14 protein-coding genes are annotated in these 13,923 nt (G+C 65.4%); 6 read left to right on the top strand and 8 right to left on the bottom strand.

Features of this window, described 5'->3' with window-relative positions:
• Window positions 1-127 precede the first annotated feature (127 nt).
• The 3 genes from otnK to ltnD are packed head-to-tail and all read right to left on the bottom strand — an operon-like array spanning window position 128 to window position 3,121.
• Window positions 128-1,405 carry a 3-oxo-tetronate kinase gene (gene otnK, locus QX041_RS02025; RefSeq protein ID WP_315749163.1) on the bottom strand — a complete coding sequence of 426 codons (1,278 nt, stop codon included), beginning with the start codon at window positions 1,403-1,405 and terminating at the stop codon, window positions 128-130.
• Complete coding sequence (gene otnI / locus QX041_RS02020) at window positions 1,402-2,184, bottom strand: 2-oxo-tetronate isomerase (RefSeq protein WP_316164365.1); 783 nt, start codon at window positions 2,182-2,184, stop codon at window positions 1,402-1,404. Before otnI ends, otnK begins: the two co-directional genes overlap by 4 nt.
• Window positions 2,185-2,206: 22 nt before the next feature.
• Complete coding sequence (ltnD, locus tag QX041_RS02015; RefSeq protein ID WP_316164364.1) at window positions 2,207-3,121, bottom strand: L-threonate dehydrogenase; 915 nt, start codon at window positions 3,119-3,121, stop codon at window positions 2,207-2,209.
• 129 nt (window positions 3,122-3,250) lie between these two features.
• On the opposite strand from ltnD, the gene QX041_RS02010 reads away from it, so the two are divergent.
• The 6 genes from QX041_RS02010 to QX041_RS01985 all read left to right on the top strand — a co-directional run bounded on the left by QX041_RS02010 (window position 3,251) and on the right by QX041_RS01985 (window position 8,950).
• Window positions 3,251-3,913 carry an aldolase gene (locus QX041_RS02010; protein ID WP_316164363.1) on the top strand — a complete coding sequence of 221 codons (663 nt, stop codon included), beginning with the start codon at window positions 3,251-3,253 and terminating at the stop codon, window positions 3,911-3,913.
• A 21-nt stretch (window positions 3,914-3,934) separates the two neighbouring features.
• On the top strand, window positions 3,935-4,147 hold the full coding sequence (locus tag QX041_RS02005; RefSeq protein ID WP_316164362.1) for a hypothetical protein: 213 nt from the start codon (window positions 3,935-3,937) through the stop codon (window positions 4,145-4,147).
• Between the two features lie 508 nt (window positions 4,148-4,655).
• On the top strand, window positions 4,656-5,690 hold the full coding sequence (locus QX041_RS02000) for an ABC transporter ATP-binding protein (protein WP_315826484.1): 1,035 nt from the start codon (window positions 4,656-4,658) through the stop codon (window positions 5,688-5,690).
• 35 nt (window positions 5,691-5,725) lie between these two features.
• Entirely contained in the window at window positions 5,726-7,015 is a 1,290-nt protein-coding gene (locus QX041_RS01995) for a PotD/PotF family extracellular solute-binding protein (protein ID WP_315714958.1), read from the top strand.
• 95 nt (window positions 7,016-7,110) lie between these two features.
• Window positions 7,111-8,046: an ABC transporter permease gene (locus QX041_RS01990; protein WP_316164361.1), complete on the top strand. Its 936-nt coding sequence runs from the start codon at window positions 7,111-7,113 to the stop codon at window positions 8,044-8,046.
• 1 nt (window position 8,047) lies between these two features.
• The gene (locus tag QX041_RS01985; RefSeq protein ID WP_316164360.1) at window positions 8,048-8,950 is read left to right on the top strand and encodes an ABC transporter permease; all 903 of its coding nucleotides are present in this window, start codon (window positions 8,048-8,050) and stop codon (window positions 8,948-8,950) included.
• A 242-nt stretch (window positions 8,951-9,192) separates the two neighbouring features.
• Here QX041_RS01985 and QX041_RS01980 read toward each other — a convergent pair whose 3' ends face one another.
• From QX041_RS01980 to QX041_RS01960, 5 genes are all read right to left on the bottom strand, one after another.
• On the bottom strand, window positions 9,193-9,897 hold the full coding sequence (locus QX041_RS01980; protein WP_316164359.1) for an ABC transporter ATP-binding protein: 705 nt from the start codon (window positions 9,895-9,897) through the stop codon (window positions 9,193-9,195).
• Complete coding sequence (locus tag QX041_RS01975) at window positions 9,881-10,612, bottom strand: ABC transporter ATP-binding protein (RefSeq protein WP_316164358.1); 732 nt, start codon at window positions 10,610-10,612, stop codon at window positions 9,881-9,883. Before QX041_RS01975 ends, QX041_RS01980 begins: the two co-directional genes overlap by 17 nt.
• Window positions 10,609-11,613: a branched-chain amino acid ABC transporter permease gene (locus QX041_RS01970; protein ID WP_316164357.1), complete on the bottom strand. Its 1,005-nt coding sequence runs from the start codon at window positions 11,611-11,613 to the stop codon at window positions 10,609-10,611. Before QX041_RS01970 ends, QX041_RS01975 begins: the two co-directional genes overlap by 4 nt.
• Window positions 11,613-12,491: a branched-chain amino acid ABC transporter permease gene (locus QX041_RS01965; protein ID WP_315715789.1), complete on the bottom strand. Its 879-nt coding sequence runs from the start codon at window positions 12,489-12,491 to the stop codon at window positions 11,613-11,615. Before QX041_RS01965 ends, QX041_RS01970 begins: the two co-directional genes overlap by 1 nt.
• A 147-nt stretch (window positions 12,492-12,638) precedes the next feature.
• Window positions 12,639-13,883, bottom strand: coding sequence for an ABC transporter substrate-binding protein (locus QX041_RS01960; protein ID WP_315715787.1), 1,245 nt, complete (start codon window positions 13,881-13,883; stop codon window positions 12,639-12,641).
• Window positions 13,884-13,923 lie beyond the last annotated feature (40 nt).

Below are 13,923 nucleotides of genomic sequence, written 5' to 3'. Positions count from 1 at the left end.
CGACGGCGCTGCCGCGCCCGAGCGACGGCTCACAAACTAAGCAGATGATGAGATCGGGACCGAGGCCAAGCACGTCGTTCCAAAATCCGGCACGGGCCGACGCAGCCGGGAGTCGGCTGACGCGCAGTTAGCGCATCAGCCCGAGCGCGTCGGCGAAAAACTGCGGCCCACCGAAATTGCCGGACTTCAGCGCCAGCAGCATGTCGCCTGCGTCGGCGCCGATCGTGCGAAGCACGGGCACGCCGGCCGCGATCTCCGGACCGACGAGGAAGCCCGGAATCCCCAGCCGATCAACGACAGCGCCCGAGGTCTCGCCGCCGGCGACGATCAACCGCCGCACGCCGGCCTGGATCAGCCCCTCGGCGAGATCGGCCATCGCCTGCTCGATGGCGTGCCCCGCCGCCTCGCGGCCGTGCCTGGATTGCAGCGCGCTGACCTGATCCGGCGTCGCGCTGGAGGCAATCAGCACAGGCCCCTTGGCGATGCGCTCACGCGCCCAGGCGAGCGCGCGCTGCGTCTCGTCCGGACCGGCGACCAGACCCGCCGCATCGAGATGCAGCACCGGCATGATGGTCTCGGCCTGCGCGATCTGCTGCAACGTCGCCTGCGAGCAGCTGCCGGCGAGGCAGGCGGCCAAGCCGCCGACGGGGGCATCGGCGTGATGCGCCAAGCCGTGGGAATGCACGCGCCCGGCCTCGACCAAAGCGCGCGCCAGACCGAGCCCGATGCCGGACGCGCCGACGGAGACCCGGCTCTTCAAGGCGGCCGCACCGATCGCGGTCAGGTCCGCATCGAACACGGCGTCGACGATCGCGGCACCCATGCCCTGCCCGGCCAGTTCCTGCAGCCGGTGGCTGATCGCCTCCGGCCCATGCACCACGGTGGCGAGATCGACCAGACCGATCTTCCGTCGGCTTTGCCGGCCGAGCACGCGCACCAGATTGGCGTCATGCATCGGGTTGAGCGGATGATCCTTGAGCGGGCTCTCATTGAGCGGCACGCCGCCGACGAACAGGTTGCCCTGGTAGACGGTCCGCCTGGTTTCCGGGAACGCCGGCGTCACCAGCACGATCGTGTCACCGGCATCGCCCGCCAGCGCGTCCATGACAGGACCGATATTGCCGGCGTCGGTGGAATCGAACGTCGAGCAGATCTTGAACAGCACGTGGTCGGCGCCCCGTGCGCGCAGCCATGTGTCGGCCTCGCGTGAGCGGGCCACGGCAAGCGACGCCTCAATCGAGCGGCTCTTCAGCGACACCACGACGGCATCGACCTCGGGCAGCGTGAGGTCATCAGCCGGTACGCCGATGGTCTGCACCGTGCGCAGGCCGGCGCGGGTCAGGGTGTTGGCGAGGTCTGAGGCGCCGGTGTAGTCGTCGGCGATGCAGCCGAGCTTCAGGCTCACGGCTTCACTCCCTTGTAGGGCGCGAACCAGCCGAGCCCGTCCTCGGTGCGGCCGCGCGGATTGTACTCGCAGCCGACGAAGCCGGCATAGCCGAGCCGGTCAAGCTCCGCGAACAGGAACGGATAGTTGAGCTCCTCGCCGTCGGGCTCGTTGCGCGAGGGAATGCTGGCGATCTGGATGTGGCCGATGATGTCCATCATCTCGCGCAGCCGCATCGTGACGTCGCCATGGATGATCTGGCAATGATAGATGTCGAACTGCAGCTTCAGGTTCGGAATCTTCAGCTCGCGGATCAGATCGCGGGCGAAGCCGAAATCGTTGAGGAAGTAGCCGGGCACGTTGCGCGGATTGATCGGCTCGATGACAATGTCGAGGCCGTGGGGCGCGAAGAACTCGGCCGCCCATGCGACCGATTTGTAGTACGCCTCCACCGCCTTCGGATCGCTGCGCTCGGCGATCCCCGCCATCATGTGCAGCCGCTTCACGCCGGTCGCCATGGCATAGGGCAGCGCGGTCTCGAGGCTCGCCTTCAGATCGTCGAAGCGCTCCGGCAGCGCCGCAAAGCCCTTCTCGCCGGCATCCCAATTGCCGGGCGGCAGGTTGAACAGCGCCTGGGTCAGGCCGTTGCCGTGCAGCCGTTGGCCGACCTCCTCGGCCGGATGGTCATACGGAAACAGGAATTCGACCGCAGTGAAGCCGGCCTTGGCGGCGGCCGCGAAGCGGTCGAGGAACGGATGCTCGGTGAACATCATCGAGAGATTGGCGGCGAAGCGGGGCATGGCGTGAAGACTCGTCGTGCTGCTACTTGGAGGGGCCCGGCAGCGTCGTGCCGGTGACCTGTGCATACATACGCGCCACAGAGGCGTCGTCGTCGCGGCCCATGCCGGCGGCCGACGTCATCAGGAACATCTGCAGCGCGGCGGCCGAGACCGGCACCGGAAAACGATGGCTGCGTGCCATGTCCTGGATGATGCCGAGGTCCTTGACGAAGATCTCGACCGCGCTGCGCGGCGTGTAGTCGCCGTCGAGCACGTGCGGCATGCGGTTCTCGAACATCCAGGAATTGCCGGCCGAGGCGGTGATGACCTCATAGACCTTGCGGATGTCGAGGCCCTGCTTGGCGGCGAAGGCGATGGCCTCGCTCGCCGCTGCGATGTGCACGCCGGCGAGAAGCTGGTTGATCATCTTGAACGCAGCGCCCTGCCCGGCGGCATCGCCGAGCTCATAGAGCTTGGCCGCCATCGCATCGAGCGCCGGCCGCGCCTTGGCAAACGCCGCCGCGCTGCCCGAGGCCAGGATCGTCAGCTCGCCTTGCGCGGCGCGCTGCGCGCCGCCGGAGATCGGCGCGTCGAGGTAGTGCCGGCCGGTGGCTTCGAGCTGCTTCGCCAGCCGCCGCGCAACGTCAGGATCCATGGTCGCGGAGGAGACGAACACGGCGTCCTTCGGCATGGTTTCGGCAGCACCGCCCGGGCCGAACAGGATGGCTTCCGTCTGCGCCGCATTGACCACGACGCTGACCACGATGTCGGCGCCATCAGCCGCCTCGGCGGGAGTCGTCGCGCCCTTGCCGCCGTCGGCCACGAAACGCGCCACCGCGTCCGCCGAGACGTCGCATCCGGTCACCTCGAAGCCTGCGCGCTTCAGCGAGGTCGCCATGCCGAATCCCATCGAGCCAAGCCCGATCACGGCGACTTTCAATTGCAATGGCGACGGCATACGGCAGATCCCTGAAGCGTTTCCCGGAGACGTCCGGTTGCCCCGGACTGCACTCTGGGTATCACGGCTTGGCCGCGTTGCCAAAGCGTGAGACAAAGCGGCAAAACAGCGACATGCGAGGAAAGACCCGTGGCGGAAACTGCGATTCGCGAGGCCATCTGCCGGTTCGGCCGCTCGCTGTTCGAGCGCGGACTGACGCCGGGGTCGTCCGGCAACATCAGCGTGCGGCTCGATGATGGCGGCTGGCTGGTGACGCCGACCAATGCCTCGCTCGGCTTCCTCGATCCGGCCCGTTTGTCGCGGCTCGATGCCGAGGGGCGACTGGTCTCGGGCGATGCGCCGACCAAGGAGGTGCCGCTGCACACGGCGCTGTACCAGACGCGCGACGCCGCGCGCGCCGTCGTGCATCTGCACTCGACCCATTCGGTCGCGATCTCGATGCTGCCGGAGATCGATCCGCGCGCCGCGCTGCCGCCGCTGACACCTTATTACTTGATGCGCTGCGGCCAGACCGCGCTGGTGCCCTATCATCGTCCGGGCGATCCCGCGGTAGCCGATGCCATCAAGGGTCTCGCCGGCAAATACGCCTCGGTGCTGCTCGCAAATCACGGGCCCGTCGTGTCCGGTGACACGCTGGAAGCCGCCGTGTTCGCGATGGAGGAGCTCGAGGAGACCGCAAAGCTCTATCTGCTGCTGCGCGGGCTCAACCCGCGTCATCTGTCGCCGCAGCAGGTCGACGATCTGGTCAAAGTCTTCGGCCTCACCCTGCCCGATCACAACGATCATCACTGATCCGCCGGCGGATGGATGGGCATGCAATATTTCGCAACAACGCCGGCCGAGATCGATGCCGCTGCCCGGGTGCTCTACGAGGAGGCCCGCTTCTATCGCTGGTTTCCGATCGCAGCCGACTCCTATGACGCGTTCGCCGCCTCTGATCCGATCGCGGTCAGCGAGCTGCGCGGCATTGCCGAGCGCATGCTGGTGGCCGCCGCGCAGGCGAGATCGCGGGCACGGCGGATCTAGCGTCCCGCCAGCCCGGCCTGCATGCGAGGTAGCCTGCGCCGCCTTGTCGCTCATCAAGCTGCCTTGCCTCGGGAGGACAACGATGCCTAATATTCAGGCAAAGTGCGACTTCGGCAGCAATCAGGGACGGATCGGTCGAGCAAGGACAACACCGGCAGCTCATCGCTGCCGCGGCGCGAGGATGCGCCCCGCTCTTCCACCATCGATTGCAGCCTATCGCTGAGCACGCCCGGAGCACGAAAGGACAGGGCAAAATGCCTCCACATCGGCGTGGGCGCGGCTGTTTGGCCGGATCGGCGGCCCATCTGAGCGGACTGACGCCGGGACCGGGGAATGCCCTTTCGAGCGTTGCATACGCATCTTATCCAGCGCGCAATTTTCACGCGCTGCTCCGCGCCCACGGCGACCCTTGGCATATCCGTTGCAGACATCAGACGGGCCGGATCGCGGGCGCCCGACGGAGCGAGCTGCGATCATGACCGACACGGGACAGGACGACGGAGGGCGGATGGCGGCGGGCGCGAGCTTGGAACTGGTGAAGGTGACGAAGATGTACGGTCACGTCACCGCCGTCGACGCAATCGACCTGCGGATTCCCGCCGGCTCCTATTGCTGTCTGCTCGGCCCGTCCGGCTGCGGCAAGACCTCCACCCTGCGCATGATCGCCGGCCACGAATCCGCGACGTCGGGCGACATCATCGTCGGCGCCAGGAACGTGACCGAGCTGCCGCCCGCAGGACGCGGCACCGCGATGATGTTCCAGTCCTATGCGCTGTTTCCGCATCTGTCGGTGATCGACAACGTCGCGTTTGCATTGAAGATGAAAGGCGTGTCCAAGCCCGAGCGCCACGCCAAGGCACGCGAGCTGCTCGAACTGGTGGACATGCAGAGCTATGCTGGCCGCCTGCCGGCGCAGCTTTCCGGCGGCCAGCAGCAGCGCGTGGCGCTGGCCCGTGCGCTGATCACCTCGCCGCAGATCCTGCTGCTCGACGAGCCGCTGTCGGCGCTCGACCCGTTCCTGCGCCTGCGCATGCGCGCCGAGCTGAAGCGACTGCAGCGCGAGCTCGGGCTCACCTTCGTTCACGTCACCCATGGCCAGGACGAGGCCATGGCGCTGTCCGACCTCGTGGTGCTGATGAATGGCGGCCGCATCGAGCAGCAGGGCAGCCCGCGCGACATCTTCAATCATCCGCGCACCGAATTCGCCGCCCGCTTCATCGGCGGCCACAACGTGATCCCGCTGAACGGCGAGACCTTCGCCGTGCGCGTCGACCGCATCCAGCTCAAGGCGCCGAATGCGGCGATCGACGGCCCGGTGGTGCCCGGCACCATCAGCAAGATCGAATATCAGGGCACCTATGTGCTGGTCGCGGTCGCGACCGACGGTGGCCCCGAGATCTCGGCGCAGCTCAGCGACGATCAGTTCGATGCACAGACCCACAGCATCGGCGAGCGCGTCGTCGTCACCTGGAACATGGCCTTCGCTGACGCACTGACGCCCCGCCCTGCCGCAGCCGCTCCGGCTGCGGAGCTGGTCACCTGATTTTCGTTTGCTCGTTCTTTCCCAAGGAGATGATCATGACTGATCGATCGAAGACGACATCCATCAGCCGCCGCTCGCTGCTCAAGGGCGCGGCGGGCGTTGCCGGTCTCGCCGGCTCCGGCACGCTGCTCAGCGCGCCCTACGTCCACGCCGCCGACGCCAAGGTGCTGCGCTATCTCGGCACCGCCGTGAACGAGGGCGACGAGATCTCCAAGAAGTGCCTCGCCGACACCGGCATCAAGATCGAATACATCACGGCGACGACCGACGACGTCACCAAGCGCGTCATCACCCAGCCGAACTCCTTCGACGTGCTCGACACCGAATATTTCTCGCTCAAGAAGCTGGTGCCGTCGGGCAACATCTTCCCGCTCGACGCGCGCAAGATCAAGGAATTCGACAACATCACGCCCGTCTTCACCAAGGGCGAGCTGCCGAACGGCAAGAAGATCGGCGGCCAGGGCACTGCGCCCTGGAAGGTGCTCTATCTCGACGGCGCAAACTCCAAGACCTTCTCGGCAACCCCGACCGAATGGGTCACGCTGATCCCGACCGTCTACAACGCCGACACGCTCGGCATCCGCCCCGACCTGATCAAGCGCCCGATCAACTCTTGGGCCGAGCTGCTCAACCCCGAATTCAAGGGCAAGGCCTCGATCCTCAACATTCCCTCGATTGGCATCATGGATGCCGCCCTCGTCGTCGAGGCGACCGGCCAATACAAATATGCCGACAAGGGCAACATGACCAAGGCCGAGATCGACCTGACGATGAAGGTGCTGACCGAGGCCAAGAAGGCCGGCCAGTTCCGCGCGTTCTGGAAGGACTTCAACGAGTCCGTCAACCTGATGGCCTCGGGTGAGACCGTGATCCAGTCGATGTGGTCGCCGGCCGTCACCAAGGTGCGCTCGATGGGCATCCCCTGCGTGTTCCAGCCGCTCAAGGAAGGCTATCGCTCCTGGGCCTCGGGCTTCTGCGTCTCCAAGGCGGTGGGCGGCAGCCCGAAGCTCGACTGGGCCTATGAGTTCGTCAACTGGTACCTGTCCGGCTGGGCCGGCGCCTATCTCAACCGCCAGGGCTATTACTCGGCCGTGCTCTCCACCGCCAAGGCCAACATGACCGAGGACGAGTGGGGCTACTGGATGGAAGGCAAGCCGGCGAAGAACGACATCAAGGCCCCCGACGGCACCCTGATGGAAAAGGCCGGCGCCGTGCGCGACGGCGGCTCCTACGAGGACCGCATGGGCAACGTCGTCTGCTGGAACGCCGTCATGGACGAGAACGACTACATGGTCCGCAAGTGGAACGAGTTCATCGCCGCCTGATGTGACCGCCATTGCTGCCGCGCCCGCGACGTCGTGGGCGCGGCAGCTCGTCTCAGAGGTTTCGAAACATCCGCACCGGACGACAGGTTTCCCACGTGGCCGTGACGATCGACAATTCGCCCGACACCGTAGCGCCCGCGGAGAGCACCTTCCGCAAGCTGACCCAGCGCTCGATCGCGTGGCTGCAGGCCGGCCCGATGATGCTGGTATTCGCGCTGTTCTTCCTCCTGCCGCTGGTGCTCGTCGTCGTCGTCAGCGCCTGGGACTACAACGAATATGAGATGATCCCGGCGTTCAGCTTCCGCGGCTATACCGACACCTTCGAAGGCTGCGTCGCGAACCTGCCCGAGCTGTGCACGATCCTGAAGACCTATCTGAAGACGCTGAAGCTGTGCCTGCTGACCTGGGGCCTGACGTTGATGATCGGCTTCTGGGTCGCCTATTTCCTCGCCTTCCACGTTCGCAGCAAGACCTGGCAGATCGTGCTGTCGCTGTTGTGCACGATCCCGTTCTGGACCTCCAACGTGATCCGGATGATCGCCTGGATCCCGCTGCTGGGACGCAACGGCCTCGTCAATCAGGGCCTGCAAGGTGTGGGCATCGTCAACAAGCCGATCGAATGGCTGCTGTTCTCCGAATTTTCGGTGGTGCTGGCGCTGGTGCACCTGTTCACGTTCTTCATGGTGGTGCCGATCTTCAATTCGATGATCCGCATCGACAAGCGCCTGATCGAGGCCGCCTATGATGCCGGCGCATCGGGCTGGCAGACACTGGTCAACATCGTCATTCCGCTGTCGAAGCCCGGCATCGTGATCGGCTCGATCTTCGTCATCACCATCGTGATGGGCGACTTCGTCACCATCGGCGTGATGGGCGGCCAGCAGATCGCCTCCGCCGGCAAGATCATCGAGTCCCGGCTGTCGGCACTGCAATTCCCGGCCGCCGCGGCCAATGCCGTGATCCTGCTCGGCATCACCATCATCATCATCTCCGCGCTGACGCGGATCGTCGACGTGCGCAAGGAGCTCTGAGATGGGAGACAAGCGCCCCCGCTCCTTCTACATCCTTGCGGCCTTCTTCGCAGCCTATGTGCTGTTCCTGTACGGGCCGATGATCGCGATCTACATCCTGTCGTTCCAAGGACCGGATGGCGGCCTGACGTTTCCGATGAACGGCGTGTCGCTGACCTGGTTCGGCAAGGTGTTCTCCGGCGGCGGCATCGTCGACATCGGCGCCGCCTTCAAGCGCTCGCTGGCGCTCGGCCTGGTGGTGATGGTAATCACGGTGGTGCTGTCGGTCGCGGCCGGCATGGCGTTCCGCAAGCCGTTCCGTGGCGCCTCGATCCTGTTCTACACCGCGATCGCCAGCCTGATCATGCCCTCGATCATCACCTCGCTCGGCATCGCGCTGGAGTTCCGGCTGATCGACGACTTCGTCAACAAGCACGGCGCCGATGTCGGGCTCGGCTGGCTCGCAGACGGCTACACCACCGCGATGGGCCTGTTCACCTCGGGCCTCGGCGCGCATCTGACCTGGACCTTGCCGTTCGGACTCCTGATCATGTTCGCGATCTTCAACCGCTTCGACGGCCGGCTGGAGGAAGCCGCACGCGACCTCGGCGCCACGCCCTGGCAGACCTTCCGCCACGTCGTGCTGCCGATCATCCTGCCATCCGTTGTCGGCATCGGCCTGTTCGGCTTCACCCTGTCCTGGGACGAACTCGCCCGCTCCAGCCAGGCGATCGGCTCGGTGAATACGCTTCCGCTGGAATTGCAGGGCCTGACGACGACCGTCACCAAGCCCGACATCTACGCGCTGGGCACGCTGACATCGGCGGTGTCCTTCGTCGTGATCTTCGCCGCGCTGTCGGTGATCCTGATGCTGCAGGCGCGGCAGCGCCGCCAGGGGTCCGACGCCGGCAAGGGGATGGTGTAGCCGCGGCGGCTGACCGAACAGTCGCCGCTGTTGCTCGACATCTTAGCCAAAGAGAACTTTGCCTTGGCCCCTGGATTGCTTCGCTGCGCTCGCAATGACGGTTGTGGCGGACACCGCGCCTTCCACGAACGCTGTCATCGCGAGCGCAGCGACGCGATCCAGGGGCCTCGGACGGGACTCTAGATGGCTTCGCTACGCGCCGCGAACACAACGACGCAGAGCAGGCAATTGAACATATCGCCTCACAGCCCCAAATACGCCTTCCGCACATCCTTGTTGCCGCTGATCTCCGCTGCCGTGCCCTGCATCAGCACGCGGCCGGTCTGGAGGATGTAGGCGCGGTCGGCGATCTCCAGGCATTCGGCCATGCGTTGCTCGACGATCAGCACGGTCATGCCGGCGTCGCGGATGCGCTTGACGGCCTGGAAGATCTCGTCGACCAGCTTCGGCATGATGCCCTGCGACGGCTCGTCGAGCATCAGAAGCCGCGGCCGGGTCATCAGAGCGCGGCCGATCGCCAGCATCTGCTGCTCGCCGCCGGACAAGGTCTCGGCGCGCTGCTCGAGCCGCTCGGACAGCCGCGGAAACAGTGTGAATACGAAGTCGAGCGGCTCCTCGCGGTTGGCCTCGCCGCGATAGAGATAGCTGCCGAGCCGCAGATTGTCGCGCACCGAGAGCCGCGGGAACAGCCGGCGGTTCTCCGGCACATAGGCGATGCCCCTGGCCGTGATCAGGTGCTGCGCCATGCCGTCGATGCGGCTGCCGTCGAAGGTGATGCTGCCGGCACGCGGCCGCTCGGCCCCGGCGATCGACTTCAACAAGGTCGACTTGCCCGCGCCATTGGCGCCGGCGACGCAGACGATCTCGCCCTTCTCGACATCGATCGAGATATTCGAGATCGCAACCAGGCCCTGATAGGCGGTGGTGATGTCACGCACCGACAGCATGGCGGTCTCCGAGATAGGCGGAAATGACTTTGGGATCGCGGACGACGTCCGTGGGCTTGCCTTCGATCAGCACCTTGCCGAGATCGAGCACGATGGCGCGATCGACCAGCGGCATCACGATCTCCATGACATGCTCGACCATCAGCACCGTGATGCCGGTGTCGCGCACGCGGCGCACGAGCTCGACGCCCTTCTGTGACTCGACCGGCGTCAGGCCGGTCAGGACCTCGTCGAGCAGCAGCAGCTTCGGCTCAGTGGCGAGCGCACGCGCCACTTCCAGGCGCCGCTTCTCCGAAGGCACGAGATCGCTGGCGAGCACATCGGCGCGGGCGCCGAGGCCACAGAACTCCAAGACCTCATGCGCCTTCCGCCGCGCCTCGCGCATGTTGGTGGTGCGGACGAGCGCGCCGACGATGACGTTCTCGATCACCGTCATGCTTTCGAAGCTTTTCACCACCTGGAAGGTGCGGCCGATGCCGCGCTGGCAGCGTTCGGCGGCCGGCAGCGCGGTGACGTCCTCGCCGTCGAAGATGATGGCGCCTTCGGTCGGCTTGAACGCACCGGCGATCAGGTTGAACAAGGTCGACTTGCCGGCGCCGTTCGGACCGATCAGGCCAACGATCTCGCCATGCCCCACCTTGATGGAGACGTCGGAGTTGGCGGTCAGGCCCGAGAAGCGCTGGGTGATTTTACGGGTTTCCAGCAGCGCGGTCATGACGCCACCGCCTCTCTCGCGGGCTGAACGGCCGGCTTCGGCTTGCGGGAGAACAGGCTGACCAGACCTTGCGGCCGCGCCAGCGAGATCGCAACGATCAGGCCGCCATACACGATCAGGTCGACGCCGCGGCCGGAGCCGCCGATGAAGGAGCGGGTCAACTCGGTCAGCGGGATCAGGATGACCGCGCCCAGCATCGGTCCCCACAGCGTGCCGATGCCGCCGAGCACGGCCGGGAGCGCCATCAAGAGCGAGAACTGGAATCCCATCACGCTTTCAGGATCGATGTAGGACACGAACTGCGCATAGAAGCTGCCGCCGATCGCGACCAGGAAGGCCGAGACGGCCGCCGCGCCCATCTTGGAGTTGAACACGTCGACGCCGAGGCTCTCGGCGGCGACCGGGTTGTCCTTCACCGCGCGCCACCAATAGCCCCACTTCGAATCCTCCAGCCACCAGGTCACGAACCAGGCGACGCAGGCGAGCACGAGTGCAAAGTAGAAGTACGGCAGCTTGGAGCGGGTGAACTGGAAGGTCAGCCACGAGTCACGCCGCACCGGAATGTCGATGCCGAGTGCCGCCCCCGCCCAATCCCAGTTCTGGAACAAGAGCAGCGTGATCTCGGCGATGACGATGGTCGCGATGACGAAGTAATGGCCGCCGAGCCGGAAGCAGGGATAGCCGAGCGCCATGGCGATCAGCGCCGAGATCAGACCGCCGGCGAGCATGCCGAACCACGGCAGCAGGCCGAACTTGGTGAACAGAATTGCGGTGGTGTAGGCCCCGAGCCCGAAATACAGCGCGTGCCCGAGCGAGATCTGGCCGCAATAGCCGGACAGGATGTTCCAGCTCTGCGACAGCGCCGCGTACATCAGGGTGAGCACCATGATGTTCTGGACGTAGACGTCCTTGACGAAGAACGGCACGACGGCGGCGATGGCCGCAAGGAAGGCGGCGAGGACGAGGTCGCGCCGACGGCGTTGGATGAATGCCTTGTCCATCAGATCGATCCGAACAGGCCGCGCGGGCGGATGAAGACGACGAGGAGATAGACCCCGTAGATTCCGACAGTCTTCAGCGACGGCGGCAGGATCAGCGTGGTGATGGCCTCGACGAGGCCCACCACGATGCCGCCGGCAAAGGCGCCGAATACGCTGCCGAAGCCGCCGAGCGCCACCGTCACATAGGCGATGGTCGCGAACGACGCGCCGACGTCGGGAAAGACATAGAAGAAGATCGCCATGACCGCACCGGCAAGGCCGACCAGCGCCGCACCAAGGCCCCAGCCGAGTGCGAACACCTTGTTCTTGTCGATGCCGACCAGCGCCACCGCGCCGGCATCCTCACGCGTCGCCTCCAGCGCGCGGCCGAAATCGGTGCGGTGGATGAAGAAGTACAGGCCGGCGAAGGCGGCGATCGCAATGAGGGCACCGACCAGCTGCGGCTGCGGCAGATAGATGCCGGCGATCGAGATCGTCTTGCCGCCCAGCCAGGAGTGCGGAATGCTGCGATAGTCAGGGGTGAAGAAGTACTGCGCGACACCGCGCATCAGCACGGCGAGACCGAAGGTGGAGAAGATTTGCACCATGCCGGTATTGGCCTTCGCCCTGACCGCAAATCTGACAATCAGAAGATAGACCACCGCGCCGAACACGAAGAGAGCAGCGGCGACGATCGGCGCCGACAGCAGCGGATCGAGCGCGAAATAGGCGAACAGGAAGAAGGTCGCGTACATCGCGATCATCAGGAACTCGCCGTGGGCGAAGTTCACGACGTCCATCAGGCCGAAGATGAGCGCCAGGCCGACGGCGATCAGCCCGTAGAGCAGGCCCATCAATAGGCCGCTGGCGAGACTTTGGATGATTGTTTCTGCTGTCACTTCACTTGCTCCCCGTCATTGCGAGCGAAGCGAAGCAATCCAGACCTTCTTTGCGGCCACTGGATTGCTTCGTCGCTGCGCTCCCCGCAATGACGGAGCACGACAGATGCTCCGCCATGGTCTCCCCGCCCCTCGGGCCGAAGACGCTTACTTCATCGGCCAGGTGGCTTGGGCCACCGCGGCCTGGGTCGGGAAGATGGTGACGAACTTGCCGCCGACATATTGCAGCAGCACCGGATCGGCGTCGTTGTTCTGGCCGTTCTCGTCGAACTTCACCCGCTTCCACGGCATGATGGTCTGCTCGCCCGGCATGTCGGTCGCGGCCAGCGCGTCGCGGATCTTCTCGCCGTCGGTGGACTTGGCGCGGTTGATGGCGTCGGCCATCACGATCAGGCCCATGAACTGGCGCGACGAGTAGTCGTTGAAGTCCTTGCCCGACTTGGCCTTGAACATGTCGTTGATCTTGCCGACCATCGGCCGCTTGGCAGCGAGGTCGAGCGAGAACGAGCCGCGCGAGATCACGCCTTCGAGCTTGTCGCCGACCGCGTCATACAGCGCCTTCTCGGAGAAGCCGGCGTCCTGCGCCACGATCGCATTCGGCTTGTAGCCGAGCTCGGCCATGGTCTTGACCAGCAGGATGCCGTCCGTGGTGTAGCTCGACGGCATCAGCACGTCGGCATTGGCGGCCTTGAGCTGCTGCACCTCGGCCGACAGCGACGGCGAGTTGGCGCGGTACTTGATGTCGGCGACGATCTTGTAGCCGCGCTCGTTGGCGAGCTTGAGCTGGGCATTGCTCGAATCGGTGCCGAAGATGGTGTCCTCGTGGAACAGGGCTAGCGTGTCGATCTTGGTGCCCTTCTTCTTCATCGCGTCGAAGAAGTCGAACATCGCCTGCGAAAACATCTCGTCATGCGGGGCGGCGCGGAAATAATACTTCAGGCCGCGGCGATGCAGGCTCGGCGAGGAATTGTCGGCCGACAGATACGGAATCTGGTAACGCTCGCAGATCTGGCTCGCCGTCACCGCGACGGCGCTCTGATAGGAGCCGATGACGGCTGCGACCTTCTCCTGGGTGATCAGGCGCTCGGCCTCCGCGCGGCCCTTCTGCGGGTCGGCCTGGTGGTCGGCAAACACCAGCTTGATCTTGGCGCCGCCGAGGCCCGGCAGACCCTCGGTACGGGCCAGCGGCAGGTCGTAGTCGAACTTGCCGTTGATGATCTCGGCCGCCGTCTCGAACGCCCGCTGCGCGTCGACGCCGATCTGGGCGCTGGCGCCGGAGAACGGATAGATGACGCCGATCTTCACTTCCGACGTCTGGGCGCGGGCGGCGATCGGACCGAGCGCAGCGGCGGCGGTGGCTCCAAGCAGGACGTTTCGGCGCGTGATGGTCATGGCAAGATCCTCTGATGAAAGCGCATCGATGAAGCGGTTG

Source organism: Bradyrhizobium sp. SZCCHNRI2009 (assembly GCF_032485115.1).
GTDB lineage: Bacteria > Pseudomonadota > Alphaproteobacteria > Rhizobiales > Xanthobacteraceae > Bradyrhizobium.
This window is presented reverse-complemented; position numbering and strand designations above follow the sequence as displayed.